Genomic DNA, 25,750 nt, shown 5'->3' with positions numbered 1-25,750 from the left:
GCGTCCGCGGCGCTCCTGCCCAACCTACGGCCTCGCGCGGCCACGGCTCACGGCTCCAGCGGGAACCGGGCCCGCACGCCGAATCCGCCGCCGACCCGCGGCCCGATCTTCAATTCGCCACCGTACAGCGCGACCCGCTCGTACATGCCGACCAGGCCGTGGCCCGGATTGTCGCCGTTGCCGGCCATGAACGTCGCGGTTCCGCGCCCGTCGTCCTCGATCTCCACCGTCAGGTCGCGGTCGCCGTAGTACAGCCGCACCCAGGCCCGCGCCTGCGGGCCCGCGTGCTTCAGCGTGTTCGTCAGCGCCTCCTGGATCAGCCGGAACGCCGCCACGTCCACGCCCGGTGACGGCGGCCGCGCCTCGCCCTCCATCCACAGCTGCACCGACAGGCCCGTCTCCCGCACGTGCTCCAGCAGCTCGCCGAGGTCGCCCAGGCCCGGCTGCGGCGCCAGCTCCCGGCCCGGCCGCTCGGTGTCGCGGTCGGTGCGCAGCACGCCGACGATCCGCCGCATCTCGCTCAGCGCGGTCCGCCCGACCTCCTCGATCGTCGACATCGCCTCGCGCGCGCTGCCCGGGTCCCGGTCGATGATCCGCCGCGCGGCGCCCGCCTGCACGGTCATCACGCTCACGTGGTGCGCCACGACGTCGTGCAGCTCCCGGGCGATCCGGGACCGCTCCTCGACCCGGGCGGCCCGCGCGTCGGTGCCGCGCGCCCGCTCCAGCCGGGCGGCCCGGTCCTCGAGCTCGGCGAAGTAGGCCCGGCGCAGCCGCAGGTTGCGGCCCAGCACCCACACGCCGATCACCAGCGCGCAGTCGGTGATCACCACCTCCGGCGCCGCCGACACCGGCAGCACCAGCAGGTACGTGAGGAAGTAGACGAACGCCGTCACGCCGCCGAGCGCGCTCTGCGCCAGCCCCCGGTGCGCCGCCACGTTGTAGACGGCCATCAGGAACGCCACGACCTCCGGCACCGACGGCGGGTAGTGCGCCACCGCCATCACCAGCTCGCCGCTGATGATGAAAAGCAGCACGGGCATCGGGTGGCGGCGGCGCCACGTCAGCGCCATCGTCACCGCGGTGACGAGCAGCCCGTCCCAGACGTCCGGCGACCGGAAGCCCTCGGAGCTGTCGCCGGCGGGCAGCTCCTCCAGGAACAGCTGCGGCAACCCCACCGCCAGCAGGCCCACCGCGAGCAGCGCGTCGGCCGCCATCGGACGCGCCTGCAGCCAGGCGCGGAAGGCGTGGAGACCACGGATGCGGGGTGACACGACACTCACCCTAGGAGGCCGCGGCAGGTCCCGAGCCCTCCTGAACGCGGATCCGCGGTCCTCCCCAAGGATGACCCGGCCGCTCCGGGGGCGCTACTAGAGATCGTCGTGCTCGCGCGCGCCGACCCCCGCGCGGGGGTCGGCCCGGCCGGCCCCCTCCAGGTCGGCGGGGGAGGGGCGGTCCACCGGGGCCGAGGGCAGCGGCGGGGGAGTGCCGCCGAACTCCGGGCAGCGCTCCTTGTGGTCGCACCAGTCGCACAGCCGGCCCGCGCGCGCCCGCCACTCGCCGGTCTCCATCGCCCGCCGGATCGCCTGCCACAGCGCCTCCACCTTGCGCTGCGTGGCGCGCAGGTCGGCCTCGTCCGGCTCGTAGCGCAGGATCTCGCCGTTGCCCAGGTACATCAGCTGCAGCAGCCGCGGCACCCGGCCGCGCAGCCGCCACAGCACCAGCGCGTAGAACTTCATCTGGAACAGCGCGCGCGCCTCGAAGTCGGCCCGGGGCGCCGTCCCGGTCTTGTAGTCGACGATCCGCACGTCGCCGCTGGGCGCCACGTCCACCCGGTCGATGTAGCCGCGCAGCTTCAGCCCGGAGTCCAGCACCGTCTCGACGAACAGCTCGCGCTCGGCCGGCTCCAGGCGCCGCGGGTCCTCGAGGGTGAAGTACCGCTCCACCATCCGCCGCGCCTGCGCCAGCCACTCCGCGTGCTCGGCCTCGCCGTCGGCGCCGTCCTCGAACAGCTCGGCCAGCTCCGGCTCGGCCTCGAGCAGCCGGTCCCACTCGGGCGCCAGCATCTCCAGCGCCGCCTCCGGCGTGCGCGCCCCGGTCGGCAGGTCGAACAGCCGCTCCAGCACCGCGTGCACCAGCGTCCCCCGCACGGCCGCCGCGCTCGGCCGCTCCGGGATCCGGTCGATCACCCGGAACCGGTACAGCAGCGGGCACGTCATGAAGTCGCCCGCACGCGACGGCGACAACGACCCGACCACCACCGCGCCCCCCGCGCCGCCCCCCGCGCCGCCCCCCGCGCCGCCGCCCTCGTCCGCCCTGCGCGCGGACGGAACGGACGTCCTGCCGCCGGCCTCGGTGCCGCCCGTCCCGGTCGTCTCGGTCGTCGTCATGGCACAGCAGACTAGGCGACACCCCCGACGGAAATCCCGCACCCGCCGCCGTGCCCGGCCTCGCGGCGCCGGCGGACCCGCGCCGCCCGCGGGCGACCTGCACCGGCGGGGCCGTAGCATCGAGGGCGTGACACACAGCGCGCCCCCGACCGAGGACCGGACCCCGGCCGGCGGCCGCGGTCCCGACGACGACCGCGCCGGACGCCCCGGCCTCCTCATGGGCCGGCCGTTCGGCGTGCCCGTCTACGTCTCGCCCAGCTGGTTCCTGGTCGCGGTCCTGGTCACCGTGATGTTCGAGGGCCAGGTCGACGGCGTCGTCAGCCGCCCGCTCAGCTACCTCGTCGCCTTCACCTACGCCGTCCTCCTGTACGGGTCGGTGTTCGTGCACGAACTGAGCCACGCCGTCACGGCGCGCGCGTTCGGGCTGCCCGTCCGCTCCGTCACCCTCCACATCCTCGGCGGCGAGACCTCCATCGAGCGCGAGGCCCCCACGCCCGGCCGCGAGTTCCTCATCGCCTTCGCCGGGCCGCTGGTCAACCTCGTCCTCGCCGGGCTCGGCCTGCTCGCCCACGCCGTCCTCCCGATGCCGGACGTCGCGCTGCTGCTCGTCGAGGCACTCACCTTCGCCAACCTCCTCGTGGGGCTGTTCAACCTGCTGCCCGGCCTCCCGCTCGACGGCGGCCGGCTGGTGCGCGCGGTCGTCTGGAAGGTCACCGGCCGCAGCCGCAACGGCGCCGTCTTCGCCGGCTGGGTGGGCCGCGGCGTCGCGATCGCCTGCCTCTTCGCCGGCGCCTACCTCGCCACCTACAACACCGGAGAGGGCGGCGGCATCGGCTGGCTCGCCCTGCTCTGGTCGGCCCTCGTCGCCTCCTTCATCTGGGTGGGCGCCACGCAGTCCATCCGCGCGGAGCGCGTCCGCGACCGCATCCCGCTGCTGTCCGCGCGCCGCCTCGCCCGCCGCGCCACCCTCGTCACCGCCGACGTGCCGCTCGCCGAGGCCGTCCGCCGCGCCCGCGAGGACCACGCCGGCGCGATCGTCATCGCCGACCACGACGGCAGGCCCCTCGGCCTCGTCAGCGAGAAGGCCGTCACCGCCACCCCCGAGCACCGCCGCCCCTGGGTCAGCGCGGGCGACCTGTCGCGCGGCGTCGACGACGGCCTCACCCTGCCCGCCGACCTCTCCGGCGAGGAGCTCGTGGAGGCGCTGCGCAAGGCGCCCGCCTCGGAGTACCTCCTCGTGGAGCCCGACGGCCGCGTCTACGGCGTCCTCGCGGTCGCCGACGTCGACCGCGCCTTCGCAGGCATCTGACCCGTCCCGCCCCGCCCGGGCGGTGCTCAGACCGCCCGCGCGACGGACAGACCTGCCCGCGGCCGCCGCTAGCCTTGACCTCCATGAGCGAACCCCAGCCGAACGGCTCCGCACCGTCGCCCGGCCGCATCCCGCACGGCCCCTTCCGCCCCGGCGACCAGGTTCAGCTCACCGACCCCAAGGGCCGGATCAACACCATCACCCTCCAGCCGGGCAAGGTCTACCACTCGCACAAGGGCTCGGTCCCCCACGACGAGATGATCGGCAGCCCCGAGGGGAGCGTCTTCCGCTCCAGCGGCGGCACCGAGTACCTGGCCTTCCGGCCGCTGCTCGCCGACTTCACCCTCCGCATGCCGCGCGGCGCCGCCGTCGTCTACCCCAAGGACGCCGCCCAGATCATCGCGATGGCCGACATCTTCCCCGGCGCCCGCGTCGTGGAGGCCGGCGCCGGGTCCGGGGCCCTGACGTGCTTCCTGCTGCGGGCCGTCGGCGAGCACGGCCTCGTCTCCTCCTACGAGCGCCGGCCCGACTTCGCCGACATCGCGCGCGCCAACGTCGAGAAGTTCTTCGGCGGCCCCCACCCCTCCTGGCGCCTCACGGTCGGCTCCCTGGAGGACGCCCTCGCCGAGACCGACGTCGACCGCGTCGTCCTGGACATGCTCGCGCCCTGGGAGACCCTCGACGCCGTCGCCAAGGCCCTCGTCCCGGGCGGCATGGTCTGCGCCTACATCGCCACCACCACCCAGATGTCGCGCGTCGTCGAGGACCTGCGCTCCCACGGCAGCTTCGCCGAGCCCTACGCCTTCGAGACGATGCTGCGCTCCTGGCACGTCGACGGGCTCGCCGTCCGCCCCGACCACCGCATGGTCGGCCACACCGGCTTCCTCGTGACCGCCCGCCGCCTCGCCGACGGCGTCACGCCGCCCGCCCGCCGCCGGCGCCCCGCGAAGGGCGCCCACCCCGCCGCGGACGAGGCCCGCAAGGCCTCCGGCGAGGCCCGCACCGCCTCCGGCGAGGCCCGCACCGCCTCCGAGGACGCCGCACCCGCCCCGGACGCCGCGCCCGGCGGTCCCGCCGAGGCCTAGATCACATTCGCTCCGCGCCCATCCACCGGACTCGGCAAACGCCGTGCCACGACACGCCCGGGATCACGAACCCGCAGGTCCAGGCGTCGTAAGCCCCCGCCCCGCGACACCTCCACGGCACCTCTGCCAACCCTCCCGGAAGACCCCCCCACGACACGAACACCGAATGGGCAGGTTACGGAAGCCCTCCAGATAGGTAGGGTCTCAGTAGGTCGTCGGCTCTCTTCGTGAGGAGGTGGCGGGGCGTGGCCGCTCGTGACGATGCTGGGGCGCGCAGGGCGCAGCACGAAAAGGAGGTCAAGGACCTCCAGACGCAGATCTCCTTCCTGGAGGAGGAGATCTCCGTGCTGCGCCGCAAGCTCGCGGAATCCCCGCGCCAAGTACGTGTGCTGGAAGAACGCCTCCATGAGGCACAGGCCAACCTGGCCGCCGTAACCGGTCAGAACGAGCGTCTCGTAGCGACCCTCAAAGAGGCTCGCGAACAGATCGTGGCGCTCAAGGAGGAGGTCGACAGGCTCGCACAACCACCCTCCGGGTTCGGCGTCTTCCTGGACGCGCGCGACGACGGGACGGTCGACATCTTCACCGGGGGGCGCAAGCTCCGCGTGAACGTCAGCCCGGCCGTCGAGATCGACGATCTGCAGCGCGGCCAGGAGGTCATGCTCAACGAGGCCCTCAACGTCGTCGAGGCGCTGAAGTTCGAGGAGCAGGGCGAGGTCGTCATGCTCAAGGAGCTCTTCGACGACGGCGAGCGCGCCCTGGTCATCGCGCACGCCGACGAGGAGCGCATCGTCAAGCTGGCCGAGCCGCTGCGCGGCGTGGCGCTGCGGGCGGGCGACTCCCTCATGCTCGAGCCGAGGTCCGGCTACGTCTACGAGAAGATCCACAAGGCGGAGGTCGAGGAGCTCGTCCTCGAAGAGGTCCCCGACATCTCCTACGACGAGATCGGCGGCCTCGGATCGCAGATCGAGATGATCCGCGACGCCGTGGAGCTGCCCTACCTGCACGCCGACCTGTTCCGCGAGCACCAGCTCCGGCCGCCCAAGGGCGTGCTGCTCTACGGCCCGCCCGGCTGCGGCAAGACGCTCATCGCCAAGGCCGTCGCGAACTCGCTCGCCAAGCAGGTCGCGGAGAAGACGGGCCAGGAGGGCAAGAGCTTCTTCCTGAACATCAAGGGCCCCGAGCTGCTGAACAAGTACGTCGGCGAGACCGAGCGGCACATCCGCCTGGTCTTCCAGCGGGCGCGCGAGAAGGCGTCCGCCGGAACGCCGGTCATCGTGTTCTTCGACGAGATGGACTCCATCTTCCGCACCCGCGGGTCCGGGGTCTCCTCCGACGTCGAGAACACCATCGTCCCCCAGCTGCTCAGCGAGATCGACGGCGTCGAGGGGCTGGAGAACGTCATCGTGATCGGCGCGTCCAACCGCGAGGACATGATCGACCCCGCGATCCTGCGCCCCGGCCGGCTGGACGTCAAGATCAAGATCGAGCGGCCGGACGCCGAGGCCGCCAAGGACATCTTCTCCAAGTACATCCTCGACGGACTGCCGCTGCACCCCGACGACGTCAAGGAGCACGGCGGCTCCGCCGAGGCCACCGTCGAGGCGATGATCCAGCGCACCGTCGAGCGCATGTACACCGAGAGCGAGGAGAACCGCTTCCTGGAGGTCACCTACGCCAACGGTGACAAGGAGGTCCTGTACTTCAAGGACTTCAACTCCGGCGCGATGATCCAGAACATCGTCGACCGGGCCAAGAAGATGGCCATCAAGCAGTTCCTCGACACCGGCCAGAAGGGCATGCGGGTCAGCCACCTGCTGGCCGCCTGCGTCGACGAGTTCAGCGAGAACGAGGACCTGCCCAACACCACCAACCCGGACGACTGGGCCCGCATCTCCGGCAAGAAGGGCGAGCGGATCGTCTACATCCGCACGCTCGTCTCCGGAACCAAGGGCTCCGAGGCCGGGCGCTCCATCGACACCGTCGCCAACACCGGCCAGTACCTGTAGCCCCGACCCGGCGCATGCGCGCGGCGGCCCCTCAAGACGGGGGCCGCCGCGCGGCGTGCCCCGCCACGCCCGCCGCTAACAGCGGGCCCCATGGCTCCACCCTCCCGGCCCCGATAGGCTCGACGATATGAGTGTTCGGCGGGTGATGGGCATCGAGACCGAGTACGGCATCTCCGTACCCGGGCAGCCAGGGGCCAACGCGATGGTGACCTCCTCCCAGGTCGTCAACGCCTACCTGGCGGCGTCGGCGGCACGGGCCCGCAGGGCCCGCTGGGACTTCGAGGAGGAGAACCCCCTCCGGGACGCCCGCGGCTTCGACCTGGCGCGCGAGGTCGCCGACCCCACGCAGCTCACCGACGAGGACCTCGGGCTCGCCAACGTCATCCTCACCAACGGCGCCCGGCTGTACGTGGACCACGCCCACCCCGAGTACTCGGCGCCCGAGTGCACCAACCCGCTCGACGCCGTCATCTGGGACAAGGCCGGCGAGCGCGTGATGGCCGACGCCGCGCGGCGCGCCGCGCTCGTGCCGGGCACCCACCCCATCCAGCTCTACAAGAACAACACCGACAACAAGGGCGCCTCCTACGGCTGCCATGAGAACTACCTCATGCGCCGCGAGACGCCCTTCGCCGACATCGTCCGGCACCTCACCCCGTTCTTCGTCTCCCGCCAGGTGGTCTGCGGCGCCGGCCGCGTCGGCATCGGCGTGGACGGCCGCGGCGACGGCTTCCAGATCAGCCAGCGGGCCGACTTCTTCGAGGTCGAGGTGGGGCTGGAGACCACCCTCAAGCGGCCGATCATCAACACCCGCGACGAGCCGCACGCCGACCCCGAGAAGTACCGGCGGCTGCACGTCATCATCGGCGACGCCAACATGGCCGAGCTGTCCACCTACCTCAAGCTCGGCACCACCTCGCTCGTGCTCGCCATGATCGAGGACGGCTTCCTCACCGTCGACCTGTCGGTCGACATGCCCGTCGCCGCGCTGCGCGCCGTGTCCCACGACCCGTCCTGCAAGCACCTGCTCACGCTGCGCGACGGCCGGAAGATGACCGCGGTCCAGCTCCAGATGGAGTACCTGGAGCAGTCGCGCAAGTACGTCGAGGACCGGTTCGGCTCGGACGTCGACGAGATGACCCGGGACGTCCTCGACCGCTGGGAGTCGGTCCTGCACCGCCTCGGCGACGACCCGATGCAGCTGTCCCGGGAGCTCGACTGGGTCGCCAAGCTGTCCCTGCTGGAGGGCTACCGCAGCCGCGACGGGCTCGACTGGTCCCACCCGCGCCTGCAGCTCGTCGACCTGCAGTACACCGACATCCGGCCCGAGAAGGGCCTGTACAACCGCCTGGTGGAGCGCGGCCGCATCGACCGGGTCGTCACCGAGGCCCAGGTCCAGGCCGCCGTCGAGGACCCGCCCGAGGACACGCGGGCCTACTTCCGGGGCCGCTGCCTGCGCCAGTACGCCGAGTCGGTCGCCGCGGCCTCCTGGGACTCGGTCATCTTCGACGTCCCCGGCCGCGAGTCGCTGCAGCGCGTCCCCACCCTGGAGCCCCTGCGCGGCACCAAGCAGCACGTGGGCGCCCTCCTGGACCGCTGCCGCACCGCCGCCGACCTCGTGGCCACCCTGACCGGACAGAGCTGAGCCCCCGGCACGGGCGTCCTGAACGGCCCCGGGACGGGTCCGCTCGCGCGTGCGTTGGATAGCGGGACTATCGAGCGCGATCGGTACCGCTGACCTGGCGCGACGGTGAAGGGCTCGGTTTCCTGGCCGGTTTGCCCGTTTCGCTGGGCGGCGGACCGGCGATAACCCGAGCATGCCCCCGGTCCCCGGCCGGAGACGGCGAAACGGAGCCGAGAGTTCCGCGCACCGTCGAAGATCGGAGATAGGGTCGGAGGCACCGGCAGAGCGGAGGTACGGAATGGCCACGAAGGACACCGGCGGTCAGAAGCAGACCACCCGGCGCACGGAAGAGGTCGAGGAGACCGAGGCCACGACCACCGAGGACGTGCAGGAGCGCCAGGAGAAGCTCACCGACGACGTGGACTCGATCCTGGACGAAATTGACGAGGTGCTGGAAGAGAACGCCGAAGACTTCGTCCGCGCCTATATCCAAAAGGGCGGGCAGTGATCCCCGGTCCTGGCGGATCGGCCACATAGCGAATCGCCGTTTCTCCGGGGGCGGAACTCCGACCTGACACGGCAGTGAGGACATGGGTGGGCCCGGCAGGGGCCCGCCCATGTTCGTGCGTCCAGGGGCGGACGAGGGCCGGCCGGGCGGGGGCCGGGTTCGCCGTGGGCTGACCGGACCGGTGATCGGGCGGCATGCGCGCGGGCGACCTTGAACAGTAGGGTCGTAGAGTCCGCGCCGGTGAGATCACCGGAGCCGGCGCAATGGTGGAGGGGAAGGGAGTCGCGTGGCGTCCCACGATTCGCACACCGGACGTCTGCCGGGGTTGTTCGCGAGCCCGGATACGTCGTCGTTCACGGAGTTCCTCGGGGCGTACTCCCCGGACCTGCTGCCCGGAAGGCGGACGCCGCCGGCGTCGCGGGCGGGCGACGACATCCCGCACGGGACGACGATCGTCGCGGTCGCCTTCCCCGGCGGGGTGGTGATGGCGGGTGACCGGCGGGCGACGGCGGGCAACGTCATCGCGCAGCGCGACATCGAGAAGGTCTTCCGCGCCGACGAGTTCTCCGCGATCGCGATCGCCGGCACGGCCGGGATCGGGATCGAGATGGTGCGGCTGTTCCAGGTGGAGCTGGAGCACTACGAGAAGCGCGAGGGCCGCACCCTGTCGGTCGAGGGCAAGGCGAACCGCCTGGCGACGATGGTGCGGCAGAACCTCGGGATGGCGATGCAGGGCCTGGCGGTGGTGCCGCTGTTCGCGGGCTACGACGAGGAGCGGAACGAGGGGCGGATCTTCTCCTACGACCCCGCGGGCGGCCGCTACGAGGAGCGCGACTTCCACTCGATCGGCTCGGGGTCGGTCTTCGCGCGGGGCGCCCTCAAGAAGCTGTACCGGCCGGACCTGTCGGCGCAGGACGCGGCGCTGGCGTGCGTCCAGTCGCTGTACGACGCGGCCGACGACGACTCGGCGACGGGCGGCCCCGACCTGACCCGCCGGATCTTCCCCGTGGTGGCGTCGGTGACGGCGGACGGGTACCGCCGGCTCGGCGAGGACGAGGTGGGCGCGCTGGCGCAGGCCGTCGTCGACGGACGTTACGACTCGCCGGGCGGCCCGACCGCCCCGCTGCGATAGAAGGGATCCAGACCGGTGTCCATGCCGTTCTACGTGTCGCCCGAACAGCAGATGAAGGACAAGGCGGACTACGCGCGCAAGGGCATCGCGCGCGGCCGCAGTGTCGTGGTGCTGCAGTACGACGACGGCATCCTGTTCGTGGCGGACAACCCGTCGCGGGCGCTGCACAAGATCAGTGAGATCTACGACCGGATCGCGTTCGCGGCGGTGGGGAAGTACAACGAGTTCGAGAACCTGCGGCTCGGGGGCGTCCGCTACGCCGACATCAACGGCTACCAGTACGACCGCCGGGACGTGACGGCGCGGGGCCTGGCGAACGTGTACGCGCAGTCGCTCGGGACGATCTTCACCGAGACCAACAAGCCGTACGAGGTGGAGCTGGTCGTCGCGGAGGTGGGCGAAGACGCCGAGACCGACCAGATCTACCGGCTGACGTTCGACGGCTCGGTCGCCGACGAGCACGGCTACGTCGCCATGGGCGGGCAGGCCGAGGCGGTGGCGCAGTCGCTGAAGGACGGCTACCGGGAGGGCTCCTCGCTGGAGGAGGCGCTGCGGACGGCGGTGCGGGCGCTGGAGGCGCAGGACTCCGACCGGCACCTGGAGGCGACCTCGCTGGAGGTCGCGGTGCTGGACCGCAACCGCGAGCACCGGCTGTTCAAGCGGCTGTCGGCGGCGCGGATCGGCGAGCTGCTGTCGGCTGAGGAGTCCGGACCGGGCACCGCCTCCGGCGGCGAGGACGCCGGCGGCTCCACCGGAACCGGCGCTGACGAGGACTGACGCGCCCGCCGCCCGGCGGCGCCGTACAGGACCGAGACGGGCCCGCGGGGCGGGGCGGGCCACACCGCCCCGCCCCGCGGGCCCGCGGCGTGCCGGGCGGCTTGCGGGGCGGCGGGCGGGTTCGCCGGAAACGGTGGGTCGAGAGACTGCCAAGTGACGGCCGCGCCGCATAGGGTCTTGGTGTGGACAGGCGCATCTTCGGGCTTGAGAACGAGTACGGCGTCACCTGCACCTTCCGCGGGCAGCGGCGGTTGTCACCGGACGAGGTGGCGCGCTATCTGTTCCGCAGGGTCGTGTCGTGGGGCCGCAGCAGCAACGTGTTCCTTCGCAACGGTGCCCGGCTCTACCTGGACGTGGGGAGCCATCCTGAGTACGCGACGCCGGAGTGCGACAGCGTCGTCGACCTGGTGACGCACGACAAGGCGGGCGAGCGGATCCTGGAGGGGCTCCTGGTCGACGCCGAGCGGCGGCTCCGCGAGGAGGGCATCGCCGGCGACATCTACCTGTTCAAGAACAACACCGACTCGGCCGGCAACTCCTACGGCTGCCACGAGAACTACCTGGTGGGGCGGCACGGCGAGTTCGGGCGGCTCGCGGACGTCCTCATCCCGTACCTGGTGACGCGGCAGATCATCTGCGGCGCCGGCAAGGTCCTGCAGACCCCGCGCGGCGCGGTGTACTGCGTGTCGCAGCGGGCCGAGCACATCTGGGAGGGCGTGTCGTCGGCGACGACGCGGTCCCGTCCCATCATCAACACCCGCGACGAGCCGCACGCGGACGCCGAGCGGTTCCGCCGCCTGCACGTGATCGTCGGCGACTCGAACATGAGCGAGACGACGATGCTGCTGAAGGTCGGGGCGACCGACCTGGTGCTGCGGATGATCGAGGCCGGCGTGGTGATGCGCGACCTCACCCTGGAGAACCCCATCCGGGCGATCCGCGAGGTCAGCCACGACATGACGGGGCGCCGGAAGGTGCGGCTGGCCAACGGCCGCGAGGCCAGCTCGCTGGAGATCCAGAAGGAGTACTACGGCAAGGCCCGCGACTTCGTGGACGCGCGGGGCGGCGACGCCACGGCCAAGCGGGTGCTGGAGCTGTGGGAGCGGACGCTGCGCGCGGTGGAGACCGGCGACCTGGACCTGGTGTCCCGCGAGATCGACTGGGTGATCAAGTACAAGCTGATCGAGCGGTACCGGCGCAAGTACGACCTCCCGCTGTCGTCGCCGCGCGTGGCGCAGCTCGACCTCACCTACCACGACGTGCACCGCGACCGCGGCCTGTACTACCTGCTGGAGAAGCGGGGCTCGGTCGACCGGGTGTCGCGCGACCTCGACATCTTCGAGGCCAAGTCGGTGCCGCCGCAGACGACGCGGGCGCGGCTGCGGGGCGAGTTCATCCGCAAGGCGCAGGAGAAGCGGCGCGACTTCACGGTCGACTGGGTCCATCTGAAGCTGAACGACCAGGCGCAGCGGACGGTGCTGTGCAAGGACCCGTTCCGCTCCGTCGACGAGCGCGTGGACAAGCTCATCGCGGGCATGTAGGCGGACGTCCCGGCGGCGTGCGGACGCGGGGTGCGGCGCCGGCCGGCGCGCCCCGCGGACCGGCCGGGGCGACACGCGCACGGCAGGTTACCGGTAGGTCACCTGGGCGGTAGGGTGAGCGCCCAGTAGCGCTCACCACCCCCCGAAGGACCCCGTATGCGCCGTCGTCTTCGGTTCCTGCCCGCGGCCGTCGTGCTCGCCGCGCCGCTCGCCCTGTCCGCCGCCTGCTGGGGCGGCGGCGTGGACGTCGAGGTGACCGGTGACTTCGGCAAGCTGCCGCAGGTGAAGTTCCCCAAGGGGGAGCCCGGCGGGTCCTTCGCGGTGAAGACCGTCAAGGCGGGCAAGGGCACGGCGGCGCGCAAGGGCGACCTCGTCGTGGCCGACTACGTGGGCTACCGGTGGAACAAGGGCGGGCGCAAGCTGCTGGCCAGCAGCTACTCCAAGGGCGAGCCGGGCGCGTTCCCCACGGGCCGGCTGGTGCCGGGCCTGACCAAGGCGTTCGACGGGGTCCGGCCGGGATCGCGGGTGGTGGCCAGGATCCCGCCGAAGGACGGCTTCGGCGACAAGGGCGACCCGAAGCACCAGGTGGGCGGCGGCGACACGCTGCTGTACGTCCTGGACGTCCGCGCGGTGTACCCGCGGACGGCCGGCCCGCACGGCGCGCGGCAGGACCCGCCGTCCGAGCCCGGGCTGCCGAAGGTGGCGGACGCGGCGCCGGGGCAGGCGCCGGCGGTGACGATGCCGCGCACGGCCCCGCCCAAGAGGCTCCAGGTGCGCACCCTGGTCAAGGGGGACGGCCCGGCCGTGCGGAAGGGCCAGCTGGTGGCGCTGCAGTACGGCGGCTACTTCTGGCGCGACGGCAAGGTGTTCAACTCGTCCTGGTCGGAGGGCCACCCGTTCGCGGCGATGATCGGGACGGGCCAGGTCATGACGGGCTGGGACCAGGGCCTCGTCGGCCGGCGGGTGGGCAGCCGGGTGCTGCTGGTGGTGCCGCCGGCCCTCGGGTACGGGCCGAAGGGCCTGGCGCAGTTCGGGATCAAGGGGAACGACACGCTGGTGTTCGTCGTGGACCTGCTGGGCGCGCACTGACCCCGGCCTCCCGGCCTACCCTCTAAGTCGAACCCCCGTTGTTCTTAGAATGGCGGGATGGAGGACATCGACGCGATCGCGCTGCTGCAGGACCCGCTGCGGCGGCGGCTGTACGAGTTCGTCGCGGCGCAGGGCCGCGACGTGGGGCGGGGCGAGGCCGCCGAGGCCGTCGGCGTCGCGCGGACCCTGGCGGCCTTCCACCTCGACAAGCTGGTCGACGCGGGCCTCCTGGAGGCCGCCAGCAGGCGGTTGACGGGCCGGTCGGGGCCCGGGGCGGGGCGGCCGGCGAAGGTGTACCGCCGCTCGGCGGCGGAGCGGGACGTCTCGGTGCCCGCCCGCGACTACCGGACGGCGGCGGGCCTGCTGGCCGAGGCGGCCGAGACGGCCGGGCTCGACATGGAGCTCCAGGACGCGGCCCGCCGCAAGGGCAGGGACCTGCGCTGCGGGAGCGGTCCCTGCGGCGGCCTGGACGATCTGGCGAAGACGCTGGCCGACCGCGGCTACGAGCCCGTCGTGGACGGCGAGGTCCTGCGCATGCGCAACTGCCCGTTCCACGCGGTGGCCGAGCAGTTCCCCCCGCTCGTGTGCGGGATGAACCTGGCGCTGCTGGAGGGCCTGGTGGAGGGTTCGCCGGTCCGGGTCCGCATGGATCCGCGGCCCGGCTGGTGCTGCGTCGCGGCCGCCCCTTCTAAAAACAATGAGGATTGACATAGAAGCGGACCCCGTGGTGGGGTGAGCCCATGAGCACACGGACCCGGTACCACCTCGCCCAGTTCAACGTCGGCACGCTCCGCCACCCCCTCGACGACCCGCGCATGGCCGACTTCATGGCGCTCGTGGAGCCCGTCAACGCGCTCGCCGACGCCACGCCGGGGTTCGTCTGGCGGCTGGTGGAGGAGGGGGAGGAGGACGCCACCGGGATGCGCCCCGCGGGCGAGAACGTGATCGTCAACTTCTCGGTGTGGGAGTCGGCCGAGGCGCTGTGGGACTTCGTCTACCGCAGCGGCCACCTCGAGACGATGCGGCGCCGCCGCGAGTGGTTCCAGCGGCACGTCGAGGCGCACCTCGTGCTGTGGTGGGTGCCGGCGGGCCACATCCCGACCGTCGGGGAGGCCCTGGAGCGCCTCGCGCTGCTGCGCGAGAACGGCCCGTCGCCGCGGGCGTTCACGTTCACCTCGTCCTACACCGCCGACGAGGCCGCGAGCGCCGGCGGCGGCGAGGCCACGGGCGCCGGCGAGACCGCGGGCGCCGACGGGGCCGGCGCCCGCACGGCGGACGCCGAAGCCGCGGCGCTGTGAGCGTCAGCCGAGCAGGGCGGCCGTGTGGCGGCCCGCGGCGGCGGCCGTGAGGAAGTAGGGGAGGTCCTCGTCCAGGCGTCGGCCCATGGTGGACAGCCGGACGCCCCAGTCCTTCTCGGCGGCCCTGAGGGCCTCGTGGAGGCCGTCGACGGGGACGGGGACGAGCCGGTGCCGGTCGCCCAGCGGCGCGGCCTCGGCGGCGACGCGGGCGCCGAAGGGGCCCCCGAGTTCGGGGACGGGGATGTCGGCGGGGGCCAGCGCCACGCGCCCGTAGGCGGTCAGGGAGTGGTGCGACACGCCGATGTGGCGCTCGCGCCTGTCGCCCTCGCTCACCCGCAGCGACCCCACCGGCCGCCCGCCCAGCACGGACGCGGCGTTGACGGCCTCGCCCGCCGAGACGCCGGAGAAGCCCCACCGGGTGCCCGTCCCCAGGTTGCCCGGGCCCTGGGCGAGGACGGCGACGTCGGCCTCCAGGACGAGCCGCGCGGCCAGCAGGCCGGTGTGGACGGTGACGGCCTCCAGGTCGCCGCCGAACGCCTGCCCCACGGTGACGGTCGCGGCGAGGGCCCCGGCGTCCTTCAGCCTGGCGATCGACATCGAGAACCACGCGGGCAGCGCCCCGCCGTCCGGCATGACGTAGACGACCCGCGCGGCCGGGCGCTCGGCCAGCAGGGCGGCCAGGATCGGCGGCAGCGCCGAGTGCAGGTCGGCGACGACGACGGGCATGCCGTCCAGCGAGTCGGCCTCGCGCAGGGCCGCGTGGTGGGGCGAGTCCTGCTCGTCGGCGCCGAGGACGGTGGCCTGGAGCGGGGTGTAGCGGGCCTTGACCAGGTGGCCGGGCCCCTCCGGGTCGGGCGGGAGCCTGTCGGGTAGGGCGACGACCATGGCGTAGCCGCCGGTGCCGAGACCCATCGCCAAGGCCGTAGTGTTGAGCAGGACGGTGTCGCCCGGTTCGGGCCTCCCCACCAGGGCGGGGTAGGCCAGGGCCCGGTGCGTCCCGTCGCCCCCGATCGAGACGTCCAGCTCGACCGCCCCGGGCCATTCGCGGCGGATGTCCTCAACTGTGCCTTTGCGCCATCGGATCACACCGGGAAACGGTAGCGTCCTGGGCGACGGCACGTGGGGCCGATCGGCACGCCGGCCGGGGTACGGGGCTCACGGAGGAACGAGGTGGTGGCGAAGTGTCGCGGCGCAAGACCGAGCGGCTGCTGAACCTGGTGGTCTGCCTGCTCGCCACCCGGCGCTATCTGACGGCCGAGCAGATCCGCCGGGCGGTGCCCGGCTATCCCGACTCCGACGAGGCGTTCAAGCGCATGTTCGAGCGGGACAAGGAGGAGCTGCGCGAGCTCGGCGTCCCGCTGGAGGTCGGCAGCGACCAGCAGGGCGGCGGCGGCGAGGAGATCGGCTACCGGATCCCCCCGCAGGACTACGAGCTGCCCGACATCCACCTGACGCCCGACGAGGCGGCGGTGCTCGGCCTCGCGGCGCGGGTGTGGCAGCGCGCCAGCATGGCCGAGGCGGCCTCGGGCGCGCTGCTGAAGCTGCGCGCGGCCGGCGTGGAGACCGACGTGACCACCGCCGCCGGGATCGAGCCGCGGGTCAACACCCAGGACCCGTCCTTCCCCGCGCTGTGGGAGGCGGTCCGCGACGGCCGCCCGGTCGCGTTCGACTACCAGGGCATCGGGCGGACGTCGGTGGCGCGCCGGCACCTCGACCCGTGGGGCGTGGTGAGCCGGCGGGGCCGCTGGTACGTGGTCGGGTTCGACCGCGACCGCGACGAGCAGCGGGTGTTCCGGCTGAGCCGCATCGTCGGGGAGGTGGCCCCGGACGGCCCGCCCGGGTCGGTGACGGTCCCCGACGGGGTGGACGTGCGGCGCATCGCGTTCGACTGGAGCGAGCCGCTCGGCGAGCCCCGCCCGGCGGCCGTCCGGCTGCGGCGGGGCGCGGCGCAGGGCCCGCGGCGGTGGGCCCGCGACGTCCGGCCGGTCGAGGAGCCGGGCTGGGACGGGGAGTGGGACGAGGCGGTCCTGACCTTCCGGGACGTCGACCGCTTCGCGCCCTACCTGGCGCGGTTCGCCGACGACGTGGTGGTGCTCGATCCGCCGGACCTGCGCGAGGCGGTGATCCAGCACCTGAAGTCGGTGCTGGCCGCGGCCGGGCCGCATCCGGCGGACGGGCGGGGAGAGCACGGGGGGACGGACGGCCGATGACGGCGAGGACGGCGGCGAAGACGCCCGCGAAGACGGCCGCGAAGACGGCGGCGACGACGTCCACGGACAGGCTCGCGCGCCTGCTGGCGCTCGTGCCGTACGTGGTGAACCGCGACTCGGTGATGCTCGGCGAGGCGGCCGCCGCGTTCGGGGTCACCGAGAAGCAGCTGATCGACGACCTGAACCTGCTGTGGTGCGTGGAGCTGCGCGCGCCCGACCCCTACTGCCCGATCGACCTGTCCTACGAGGGCGGCGAGATCACGGTCGCGGAGGCCGAGTCGATCGCCCGGCCGCTGCGGCTGAAGGTCGACGAGGCGAGCGCGCTGCTGGTGGCGCTGCGGATGCTGGCCGGGATCCCCGACCTGGACGACCGGGACGCGCTCAGCCGGGTGATCGCCAAGCTGGAGACCGCGGCGGGCGCCGCGGCGGCGGTGTCCAGCAAGGTCGCCGTGGAGGTGGACGCCCGGGGCGGGACGGGCGACTCGGCCCGCACCGCGGTCGGGGCCCTGCGCGACGCGATCGCGGCGGGCCGCCGCGTCCACCTGACGTACTACGTCCCCGCGCGGGACGAGAACACCGAGCGCGACGTCGACCCGATGCGGCTGCTGGTCGTGGAGGGCAACACCTACCTTGAGGGCTGGTGCCGCCGGGCTGAGGGGGTGCGGCTGTTCAAGCTGGACCGGATCGCCGACCTGTCGGTGCTCGACGTGCCCGCCGAGGTGCCGGACGACGCGGAGCCGATCGACGTGGACGCCGGCCTGTTCCGCCCCTCGCCGCAGGACGAGGCGGTCACCCTGGAGCTGTCCCCGCGCGGCCGGTGGGTCGCCGACTACTACCCGTGCGAGAGCGTGGAGGAGCTGGGGGAGGGGCGGCTCCGGGTCGTCCTGCGCACCCCGGACGCCCGCTGGGTGCGGGGCCTGGCGCTGCGGCTCGGCGACCAGGGCCGCGTCGTCGCCCCGGAGGCGGTCGCGGCCGGGGTGCGGGAGGACGCGGCGCGCGCGCTGGCCCGGTACGGCCTGGCCTGAGCGATCGGATAGCGTGGCGGTCGTGGCGTGGGTCTCGGTTTCGGTGTCGCTCGGTTTCGCCGGGCTGGCCGTGCTCGCCTGGTGCGCGGTCAAGGTGTGGCTCGGCGTCCGGCGTTTCGGACGTGAACTGGAACGCACCCGGCGGCGGCTGGAACCGAAACGGTCGGCGCTGCGCGATGAACTCTCCCGGCTCGAGGACGCTCGGTCGCCACAACCGCCCGGGGACGGCGTACGATCGTGCTGAGTGTCACCTGTTGAAGAGGATTGCCCATGCCGAACATCGGGACTCCCGAACTGCTCATCATCCTGCTGGTCGTCGTCCTGATCTTCGGGTCGGCGAAGCTGCCCCAGCTGGCCCGGTCGCTGGGCAAGTCGGCGCGCATCCTGAAGGCCGAGACCAAGGGCCTGCGCGAGGACGATGACGACGCGCCCGCCGACCGCCCCGCGAAGACCATGCCCGCCTCCCAGGGCGAGGACGCGCGCGAGAAGGCGGCGCGGCTGCGCGAGGAGGCGGCCCGGCTGGAGCGCGAGGCGGCCGCGGGCGAGGGCGGGCAGCGTCCCCGCGGCGCGCTGGGGTCGGGCGAGCCGATCCAGGGCGTGCCGGTGTCGGACCCCGGTCAGGCGCGCAAGGGCTGATCCGGCCCGCGCCCCCGTCCACCCCGACCCCCGAGCCGAATGCCGACGATGAAGCTGAACAGCCGCGACGCCGCCCCCGACGGCCGCATGCCCCTCATGGACCACCTCCGTGAGTTGCGGAACCGGCTCATCAAGGCCGTGCTGGCCTTCGCGGTCGGCGCGGTCATCGGCTGGCTCCTGTTCGACCCGGTCTGGGACTTCCTCAAGCAGCCGTACTGCTCGCTGCCCCAGTCCCACGTGGTCGACAAGGACCAGTGCTCCCTGTTCGTCAACGGGATCTTCTCCTCGTTCTTCCTGAAGCTGAAGATCTCCTGCATCATCGGCGGGGTCATCTCCGCGCCGTTCTGGCTGTACCAGCTCTGGGCCTTCGTGGCGCCCGGCCTGTACCAGCGCGAGCGGCGCTGGACGTACGTGTTCCTCGGCGCCGCGGTCCCGCTGTTCTTCGTCGGCACGGCCCTGGCCTACCTGACCGTCGACAAGGGGCTGGCGATCTTCCTGGGGTTCGTCGCCGACGACGTGAAGCCCCTCATCACGGTCGACAGCTACCTCAGCTACGTGCTGACGATGCTGCTGGTGTTCGGGCTGACGTTCGAGCTGCCGCTGTTCGTGGTCGTGCTGAACATGGCGGGCGTGCTGAGCTCGTCGCGGATCCGCCGGTCCCAGCGGCTGATCCTCTTCGGCATCTTCGTCTTCGCGGCGGTCGCCACGCCGAGCGCCGACCCGTTCACGATGCTCGCGCTCGCGCTGCCGACCGTGGCGCTGTTCGAGATCGCCGCGCTGCTCGCCTTCCTCAACGACCGCAGGCGCGCCCGCCGTCCCGACCCGTACGCGGGCCTGTCCGACGACGAGGCCTCGCCCCTCGACCTCGAGGCGATCGACGCCGAGCTGGAGAAAGGCGACCGGGCCCGCTGATTGGGTATCGGGCCGGTCGAAACCGTAGGCTCGAAGGTATGACCTCCCCCGACACCACGTCGGCCGGCGAGAGCCCGGCTCAGCGGTACGCCGCCTATCGCAGGCGGACCGCGGGGCACGGCCCGGCCCTGCTGGACTTCCGGACGCTCTACGACTTCGAGCTCGACGCGTTCCAGCTCGAGGCGTGCCAGGCCCTGGAGGACGGCAGCGGCGTGCTCGTCGCCGCCCCCACCGGTTCCGGGAAGACGGTGGTGGGGGAGTTCGCCGTCCACCTCGCCCTGACCGGCGGCACCAAGTGCTTCTACACCACGCCGATCAAGGCGCTGTCGAACCAGAAGTACGCCGACCTCGTCCGCCGGTACGGCCCGGAGAAGGTGGGCCTGCTCACCGGCGACAACAGCGTCAACGGGGAGGCGCCGATCGTCGTCATGACGACCGAGGTCCTGCGGAACATGCTGTACGCGGGCTCGCAGACCCTCGCCGGGCTGGCGTTCGTCGTGATGGACGAGGTGCACTACCTCGCCGACCGGTTCCGCGGCGCCGTCTGGGAAGAGGTGATCATCCACGTCCCGGACTCGGTGCGGATCGTGGCGCTGTCGGCGACCGTCAGCAACGCCGAGGAGTTCGGCGAGTGGCTGCACGAGGTCCGCGGCGACACGGCGGTGATCGTGGACGAGCACCGCCCCGTCCCGCTGTTCCAGCACATGCTGGTGGGGACGCGGCTGTACGACCTGTTCGTCGACACCGGCAGGAGCGGCGACCGGCAGGCCAGGCTGAACCCGCAGCTGACGCGCATGGCCGTGGAGGAGGTCCGGCGCGCCAAGGTCAACCAGGGGCGCCGCACCGGCCGCCGCCGCGCGCCGCGCCCGCAGCGGTTCCGGCCGCCCGCCCGGCCGGACGTGATCGAGCGGCTGGAGCGCGCCGGGCTGCTCCCGGCGATCACGTTCATCTTCAGCCGGGCCGGCTGCGACGCCGCCGTCCTGCAGTGCCTGCACGCCGGGATCCGGCTGACCTCCAAGGAGGAGGCCGAGGAGATCCGCGCGCACGCCGAGCTGCGCACCGCCGACATCGCGCCGGAGGACCTGCGGATCCTCGGCTACGGCGACTTCCTGGCCGCCCTGGAGCGCGGCGTCGCCGCCCACCACGCCGGGATGCTCCCCACGTTCAAGGAGGTCGTCGAGGAGCTGTTCACCCGCGGGCTGATCAAGGCGGTGTTCGCCACCGAGACGCTCGCGCTCGGCATCAACATGCCCGCCCGCACCGTGGTGATCGAGAAGCTGGACAAGTGGAACGGCGAGGCCCACGTCGACCTCACCCCGGGCGAGTACACCCAGCTCACCGGGCGCGCCGGGCGGCGCGGCATCGACGTCGAGGGCCACGCCGTCGTGGTGTGGGGCCCGAACGTCGAGCCCGCGTCCGTGGCCGGGCTGGCGGGCACCCGCACGTACCCGCTGAACTCCAGCTTCCGGCCGTCCTACAACATGGCCGTCAACCTCGTCGGCGCCGTCGGCATCGAACGCGCCCGCACGCTCCTCGAGGAGTCGTTCGCGCAGTTCCAGGCCGACCGCGCCGTGGTCGGCCTGGCCCGGCAGGTGCACAAGAACGAGCAGGCCCTCGAGGGCTACGCCAAGGCGGCCGAGTGCCACCTCGGCGACTTCATGGAGTACGCCGCGATGCGGCGGCGGCTGTCGGACCGCGAGTCGGAGCTGTCGCGCGAGCGCGCGGGCGCCCGCCGCGCCGAGGCGGCCCGGTCGCTGGAGCGGCTGCGGCCCGGCGACGTCATCCTCGTCCCGTCCGGGCGGCGCTCGGGCCTCGCCGTCGTCCTGGACCCGGGCGTCGGCCGCCGCTCCGACGGGCCCGCGCCGCTCGTGCTGACGGTGAACCGGTCCGTGCAGCGGCTGTCGATCCAGGACTTCCCGCGCGCCGTCGAGCCCGTCGAGCGGATCCGCATCCCGAAGTCCTTCAGCCCCCGCAACCCGCAGGACCGCCGCGACCTCGCCTCCACGCTGCGCAACAAGGTCCCGGACGACGTCCGCGAGCGCAGGCGCACGCGCGGCGACTCGCCCGCCACCGACGACGCCGAGATCACCGGGCTGCGCGCCGAGCTGCGCCGGCACCCGGTGCACGGCTGCGACAAGCGCGAGGAGCACGCCCGCTGGGCCGAGCGCTACCACCGCCTGGAGCGCGAGACCGAGCAGCTCCGGCGCCGCGTCGAGGGCCGCTCCCAGGTCATCGCCCGCACGTTCGACCGCGTCTGCGCCGTCCTGCAGCAGCTCGGCTACCTCGAGGGCGACTCCGTCACCGCCGAGGGGCGCCGCCTCGGCCGCATCTACAACGAGCTCGACCTGCTCACCGCCGAGAGCCTGCGCGAGGGCCTGTGGGAGAAGCTCGGCCCGGCCGAGCTGGCGGCGTGCGTGTCCGCCCTCGTCTACGAGTCGCGGCAGCCCGACGACGCCGCTCCGCCCCGCACGCCCCCCGGCCCCGCGCAGGACGCGCTGGCCGCGATGGTGCGGCTTTGGGGCCAGCTGGAGTCGGTCGAGCACGACAACCGGGTCTCGTTCCTGCGCGAGCCCGACCTCGGCTTCGCGTGGACCGCCTACCGGTGGGCCAAGGGCGACGACCTCGACGAGGTGCTGCTGGAGAGCGACCTCACCGCGGGCGACTTCGTGCGGGCCGTCAAGCAGCTGCTCGACCTGCTCGGGCAGGTCACCGACGCCGCGCCGCCGAACAGCCACATCCGCAAGACCGCCCGCCGCGCCATGGACGCCATGCGCCGCGGCGTCGTCGCCTACTCCTCGGTCGCCTAGGCGGTGCGGCGCCGGGCCCGCCGCGCCGAGAGGGTCCGGTCGACGCGGTAGGCGGCCAGGCGCACCAGGAGCGGCTCCGGCGGGCGCCTCAGCCACCCCGGCGTCAGGCGGTAGGTGAGGCCGGCCGTCCGCAGCAGCGCGCCGGCCGCCCGCCGGCGGGCCGGGGTCCACGGCAGGCCGAACCGCTCGCGCAGCTCGTCCGGCAGGAGCGCGGCCGTGACGAGCCGGAACACCGCGAGCCCGGGGAAGAGGATCCGCAGACGGCGGGGCCACAGGACGGCGGCGGCGACCTCGCGGGCGGTGTCGGTGACCTCCAGCGCGGCGAGCGCGTCGGCCATGTAGGCGCGGAACGCGGCGAGGTCGGGCGGCTGCGACTCCAGTGGGCAGCCGAGGACCTCGGCGACGAGCCTCGACTGCCGGTAGTACGCCTCGGCCAGGCCGGGGTCGTCGCCCCGCATGACGTGCTCGTAGACGTGCAGGGCCGAGTCGATGAGGGTCGCGTTGACCCACATCTGGAGGTCGGGGTCGTTGCCGGAGTAGCCCTCGCCGCGCACCGTCGTGTGGATGCCGCGGACCTTGGCCGCGATGCGCGCCACCTGCTCCGGCGTGCCGAAGGTGACGACGAGCAGGAAGTCGAGGGTGCCGAACAGCCGCGCCAGGGGGCGGTCGGCGAAGTCGCTGTGCTCGGCGACGCCGCGCGCCACGGCCGGGTGGGCGAGCTGCATGAGCAGGGCCCGGCCGGCCGCGAGGCCGACCAGCGGCTCGGCGGCCAGGCTCCGCAGTACGTCGCGCTCTCCGAGGCGGTCGGTCGTGATCTCGGACGGGGCGGTCACGGCGCCTCCCGGGGGTCGGATCCTGCCGGGTCATCCTCGCGCACCTATTGGCAGATGGTCAATAACACCCCGGCGCCCGCGGGAAAGACCCGGACGAACCCCGTTGAAGACTGCAATAACGACCAAGGCTGTGAAAGACCTCGTACAGCCCTGTTCTCGGTGGCACAATCAGGCGCTTCACCGGAACACGAGAAAGGCCCCGACCGTGGCCATCCGCGACAAGATGCGCGCCAACGCGGCCCACGTCCTGCAGCCGGGCGAGAACATCCAGGCGGTGTTCGGCGCCCAGACCACCAGCCAGTACTTCGCTCTGCTCTCGTACTGGATCATCATCTTCAGCAACGCCTACCGGGTCGTCGTGGTGACCGACCGGCGCATCCTCGTGTGCCGGTCCGGGCGGCTGCGCATGACGCCGGTCAACGAGGTCCTGCGGGAGCTGCCCCGCGGCACCCGGATCGGCCCGCCGAGCGGGCTGTGGTGGCGCTGCGAGACGCTCGGCGAGCGCCTCTACATCCACAAGCGGTTCCACAAGGACGTCAACGCCGCCGACGGCGTCGCCGCCTGACGCCCTCCCCGGCCCGACGCCCTGCCCGGTCCCCGGGCAGGGCGTCTCGTCGTCTCCGCCTCTGGCGCTCGTCCTCTCGGCCCAGGTCGGATCGGCTTCCAGGAGGAGATGGCTCCCGTTCCGGGGCGCTAGTGTGATCCTGATCACGGACCAACCGCGAGAGAGCGAGCCGGGAGAGGCATGATCGAGGCGGAGAACCTCACCAAGCGCTACGGCGACAAGACCGCCGTGGACGACCTGACCTTCACGGTCGCCCCCGGGCGGGTCACCGGGTTCCTCGGCCCGAACGGCGCCGGGAAGTCGACGACCATGCGGCTGCTGCTCGGCCTCGACCGGCCGGACCGCGGGGACGCCCGGATCCACGGCCGCCACTACCGCGACCTGAACGCCCCGATGCGCGTCGTCGGCGCGCTGCTGGAGGCGCGGGCCGTGCACACCGGCCGCAGCGCCTACAACCACCTGCTGTGCCTCGCCCAGACGCAGGGCATCGGCAGGAAGCGCGTCGACGAGGTGGTCGAGCTCGTCGGCCTCACCGGCGCCGCCCGCAAGCGCGCCGGCGGCTTCTCACTCGGCATGGGGCAGCGGCTCGGCATCGCCGCCGCGCTGCTCGGCGACCCGTCCGTGCTCATCCTGGACGAGCCCGTCAACGGCCTCGACCCCGAGGGCATCGTCTGGATCCGCACGCTCATGCAGCACCTCGCCGCCGAGGGCCGCACGGTGTTCGTCTCCAGCCACCTGATGAACGAGATGGCCGTCACCGCCGAGCACCTCATCGTCATCGGCCGCGGCCGGCTGATCGCGGACTGCTCCACCGAGGAGTTCATCGAGCGCAGTACCGAGAAGACGGTGATCGTGCGCAGCCCGGACGCCGCCCGCCTCGCCGCCCTCGTCACCGCCGAAGGGGGCAGCGCCGTCCCGGACGGCGACGGGCTGCTCACCGTGACGCACATGGAGGCGCCCCGCGTCGGGGAGCTGGCCGCCGCCGAGGGGATCGTCCTGCACGAGCTCACCCCGACCCGCGGCTCGCTGGAGTCGGCGTTCATGGAGCTGACCCGCGACAGCGTCGAATACGGCGCGGCGGGCGCGGGCGCGCCCGTGCCGGCCGCCGTCCCCGCCCAGGAGGGGGAGACCCGATGACCACGGCCACCACGCCCGCCGCCGACCCCGCCGAGCACCCCCGGCCGGGCTTCGGGCGGCTGCTGCTCTCCGAGTGGACGAAGATCCGCACCGTCCGGTCCACGCTCTGGACGCTGATCCTGCTCGTCCTCCTCGACCTCGGCTTCACCGCGCTGTTCGTCGGCCTCACCGTCGCGCAGTGGGACAAGACCGATCCCGCCGACCGCGCCCAGGTCGTCGCCGACCCGACCGGCTTCATCCTCGGCAGCGGGTTCTTCCTCAGCCAGCTGACCATCTGCGTGCTCGGCGTGCTGGTCATCGCCTCGGAGTACTCCACCGGCATGATCCGCGCGAGCCTGCTCGCGGTGCCGCGGCGGCTGCCCGTGCTGTGGGCCAAGTCCCTGGTGTTCGCGGCGGTCGTCCTCGTCCTCGGCGTCGCGGTCTCGTTCGCCTCGTTCTTCATCGGCTCGGCGCTCATCGGCGACAAGGCCGAGGTCTCGCTCGCCGACGAGGGCGTGCTGCGCGCCGTCGTCGGCGGCGGCCTCTACCTGGCGATGCTCGGGCTGTTCGCCCTGGCGATCGGCGCGATCGTGCGGCACACCGCCGGCGGCATCACCGGCGTCATCGGGTTCGTGCTGGTGCTGGCGCCGCTCGCGCAACTGCTGCCGGGCAGCATCGGCGACCACATCCACGCCTACCTGCCGTCCGAGGCGGGCCATCTCATCGCCCAGGCCCGCCAGGGCCAGAACGACCTGCTGACCCCCTGGCAGGGGTACGGGGTCTTCGCGCTCTGGACGGCCGCGCTGCTCGCCGTCGCCGCCGTCCTGCTCAAGCGCCGCGACGCCTAGCGGTGTTTCTCGGTCCCGGCCCGCGGCATCGGGGGAGTA

At 73.0% G+C, this 25,750-nt stretch carries 24 protein-coding genes; 20 read left to right on the top strand and 4 right to left on the bottom strand.

Features of this window, described 5'->3' with window-relative positions:
- Nucleotides 1–47 precede the first annotated feature (47 nt).
- Together AB0C21_RS18835 and AB0C21_RS18830 are read right to left on the bottom strand one after the other, a co-directional pair.
- Entirely contained in the window at nucleotides 48–1,271 is a 1,224-nt protein-coding gene (locus tag AB0C21_RS18835) for a sensor histidine kinase (protein ID WP_500205579.1), read from the bottom strand.
- 96 nt (nucleotides 1,272–1,367) lie between these two features.
- On the bottom strand, nucleotides 1,368–2,387 hold the full coding sequence (locus AB0C21_RS18830; protein ID WP_500205578.1) for a RecB family exonuclease: 1,020 nt from the start codon (nucleotides 2,385–2,387) through the stop codon (nucleotides 1,368–1,370).
- A 127-nt stretch (nucleotides 2,388–2,514) separates the two neighbouring features.
- On the opposite strand from AB0C21_RS18830, the gene AB0C21_RS18825 reads away from it, so the two are divergent.
- The 11 genes from AB0C21_RS18825 to AB0C21_RS18775 all read left to right on the top strand — a co-directional run bounded on the left by AB0C21_RS18825 (nucleotide 2,515) and on the right by AB0C21_RS18775 (nucleotide 14,759).
- Entirely contained in the window at nucleotides 2,515–3,696 is a 1,182-nt protein-coding gene (locus AB0C21_RS18825; RefSeq protein ID WP_500205576.1) for a site-2 protease family protein, read from the top strand.
- Between the two features lie 83 nt (nucleotides 3,697–3,779).
- Complete coding sequence (locus tag AB0C21_RS18820; RefSeq protein WP_500205574.1) at nucleotides 3,780–4,781, top strand: tRNA (adenine-N1)-methyltransferase; 1,002 nt, start codon at nucleotides 3,780–3,782, stop codon at nucleotides 4,779–4,781.
- A gap of 245 nt (nucleotides 4,782–5,026) precedes the next feature.
- Complete coding sequence (gene arc / locus AB0C21_RS18815; RefSeq protein ID WP_149258262.1) at nucleotides 5,027–6,790, top strand: proteasome ATPase; 1,764 nt, start codon at nucleotides 5,027–5,029, stop codon at nucleotides 6,788–6,790.
- A gap of 127 nt (nucleotides 6,791–6,917) precedes the next feature.
- Nucleotides 6,918–8,435, top strand: a complete 1,518-nt coding sequence (dop, locus tag AB0C21_RS18810) for a depupylase/deamidase Dop (protein ID WP_149258263.1) — start codon at nucleotides 6,918–6,920, stop codon at nucleotides 8,433–8,435.
- A 277-nt stretch (nucleotides 8,436–8,712) separates the two neighbouring features.
- Complete coding sequence (locus AB0C21_RS18805) at nucleotides 8,713–8,922, top strand: ubiquitin-like protein Pup (protein ID WP_021593619.1); 210 nt, start codon at nucleotides 8,713–8,715, stop codon at nucleotides 8,920–8,922.
- Between the two features lie 286 nt (nucleotides 8,923–9,208).
- Nucleotides 9,209–10,054, top strand: a complete 846-nt coding sequence (prcB, locus tag AB0C21_RS18800; RefSeq protein ID WP_149258264.1) for a proteasome subunit beta — start codon at nucleotides 9,209–9,211, stop codon at nucleotides 10,052–10,054.
- Nucleotides 10,055–10,075: 21 nt separating this feature from the next.
- Nucleotides 10,076–10,831: a proteasome subunit alpha gene (prcA, locus tag AB0C21_RS18795; RefSeq protein ID WP_500205775.1), complete on the top strand. Its 756-nt coding sequence runs from the start codon at nucleotides 10,076–10,078 to the stop codon at nucleotides 10,829–10,831.
- A gap of 182 nt (nucleotides 10,832–11,013) precedes the next feature.
- On the top strand, nucleotides 11,014–12,372 hold the full coding sequence (pafA, locus tag AB0C21_RS18790) for a Pup--protein ligase (protein WP_089313247.1): 1,359 nt from the start codon (nucleotides 11,014–11,016) through the stop codon (nucleotides 12,370–12,372).
- Between the two features lie 156 nt (nucleotides 12,373–12,528).
- Nucleotides 12,529–13,461, top strand: coding sequence for an FKBP-type peptidyl-prolyl cis-trans isomerase (locus tag AB0C21_RS18785; RefSeq protein WP_500205568.1), 933 nt, complete (start codon nucleotides 12,529–12,531; stop codon nucleotides 13,459–13,461).
- A 57-nt stretch (nucleotides 13,462–13,518) separates the two neighbouring features.
- A complete protein-coding gene (locus AB0C21_RS18780) occupies nucleotides 13,519–14,169 on the top strand; it encodes a helix-turn-helix transcriptional regulator (protein WP_500205566.1) in 651 nt (216 codons plus the stop codon).
- 32 nt (nucleotides 14,170–14,201) lie between these two features.
- Nucleotides 14,202–14,759, top strand: a complete 558-nt coding sequence (locus tag AB0C21_RS18775) for a DUF3291 domain-containing protein (protein WP_500205564.1) — start codon at nucleotides 14,202–14,204, stop codon at nucleotides 14,757–14,759.
- A gap of 3 nt (nucleotides 14,760–14,762) precedes the next feature.
- Here AB0C21_RS18775 and AB0C21_RS18770 read toward each other — a convergent pair whose 3' ends face one another.
- Nucleotides 14,763–15,845: a DUF3866 family protein gene (locus AB0C21_RS18770; RefSeq protein WP_500205562.1), complete on the bottom strand. Its 1,083-nt coding sequence runs from the start codon at nucleotides 15,843–15,845 to the stop codon at nucleotides 14,763–14,765.
- A 95-nt stretch (nucleotides 15,846–15,940) separates the two neighbouring features.
- Between AB0C21_RS18770 and AB0C21_RS18765 the strand changes: the two genes are divergently transcribed.
- Genes AB0C21_RS18765 through AB0C21_RS18740 form a run of 6 tightly spaced genes read left to right on the top strand, consistent with a single transcriptional unit; the run spans nucleotide 15,941 to nucleotide 22,349 of the window.
- Nucleotides 15,941–16,969: a helix-turn-helix transcriptional regulator gene (locus AB0C21_RS18765; RefSeq protein ID WP_149258269.1), complete on the top strand. Its 1,029-nt coding sequence runs from the start codon at nucleotides 15,941–15,943 to the stop codon at nucleotides 16,967–16,969.
- Entirely contained in the window at nucleotides 16,966–17,994 is a 1,029-nt protein-coding gene (locus tag AB0C21_RS18760; protein WP_500205560.1) for a helix-turn-helix transcriptional regulator, read from the top strand. Before AB0C21_RS18765 ends, AB0C21_RS18760 begins: the two co-directional genes overlap by 4 nt.
- Nucleotides 17,995–18,016: 22 nt before the next feature.
- A complete protein-coding gene (locus AB0C21_RS18755) occupies nucleotides 18,017–18,238 on the top strand; it encodes a hypothetical protein (RefSeq protein ID WP_235036653.1) in 222 nt (73 codons plus the stop codon).
- Between the two features lie 26 nt (nucleotides 18,239–18,264).
- On the top strand, nucleotides 18,265–18,630 hold the full coding sequence (tatA, locus tag AB0C21_RS18750; protein WP_500205558.1) for a twin-arginine translocase TatA/TatE family subunit: 366 nt from the start codon (nucleotides 18,265–18,267) through the stop codon (nucleotides 18,628–18,630).
- Between the two features lie 48 nt (nucleotides 18,631–18,678).
- Nucleotides 18,679–19,542, top strand: coding sequence for a twin-arginine translocase subunit TatC (gene tatC / locus AB0C21_RS18745; protein WP_308800785.1), 864 nt, complete (start codon nucleotides 18,679–18,681; stop codon nucleotides 19,540–19,542).
- Nucleotides 19,543–19,580: 38 nt separating this feature from the next.
- Nucleotides 19,581–22,349 (top strand): DEAD/DEAH box helicase, encoded by a 2,769-nt coding sequence (locus AB0C21_RS18740; protein ID WP_500205556.1) that lies wholly within the window; start codon nucleotides 19,581–19,583, stop codon nucleotides 22,347–22,349.
- Here AB0C21_RS18740 and AB0C21_RS18735 read toward each other — a convergent pair.
- Nucleotides 22,346–23,182, bottom strand: coding sequence for an oxygenase MpaB family protein (locus AB0C21_RS18735; RefSeq protein WP_500205555.1), 837 nt, complete (start codon nucleotides 23,180–23,182; stop codon nucleotides 22,346–22,348). The genes AB0C21_RS18740 and AB0C21_RS18735 overlap by 4 nt on opposite strands.
- Before the next feature lie 205 nt (nucleotides 23,183–23,387).
- Here AB0C21_RS18735 and AB0C21_RS18730 point away from each other — a divergent pair, with 205 nt between their 5' ends.
- The 3 genes from AB0C21_RS18730 (at nucleotide 23,388) to AB0C21_RS18720 (ending at nucleotide 25,711) form a co-directional block, all read left to right on the top strand.
- Nucleotides 23,388–23,747: a hypothetical protein gene (locus AB0C21_RS18730; RefSeq protein WP_149258275.1), complete on the top strand. Its 360-nt coding sequence runs from the start codon at nucleotides 23,388–23,390 to the stop codon at nucleotides 23,745–23,747.
- Nucleotides 23,748–23,927: 180 nt separating this feature from the next.
- Nucleotides 23,928–24,884, top strand: coding sequence for an ABC transporter ATP-binding protein (locus AB0C21_RS18725; protein ID WP_500205554.1), 957 nt, complete (start codon nucleotides 23,928–23,930; stop codon nucleotides 24,882–24,884).
- Nucleotides 24,881–25,711, top strand: a complete 831-nt coding sequence (locus tag AB0C21_RS18720; protein WP_500205552.1) for an ABC transporter permease subunit — start codon at nucleotides 24,881–24,883, stop codon at nucleotides 25,709–25,711. Before AB0C21_RS18725 ends, AB0C21_RS18720 begins: the two co-directional genes overlap by 4 nt.
- Nucleotides 25,712–25,750 lie beyond the last annotated feature (39 nt).

This window comes from Spirillospora sp. NPDC049024, assembly GCF_040649235.1.
Taxonomy (GTDB): Bacteria; Actinomycetota; Actinomycetes; order Streptosporangiales; family Streptosporangiaceae; genus Spirillospora.
The sequence above is the reverse complement of the archived record's forward strand: the minus strand, read 5'-3'. Positions and strand labels throughout refer to the sequence as shown.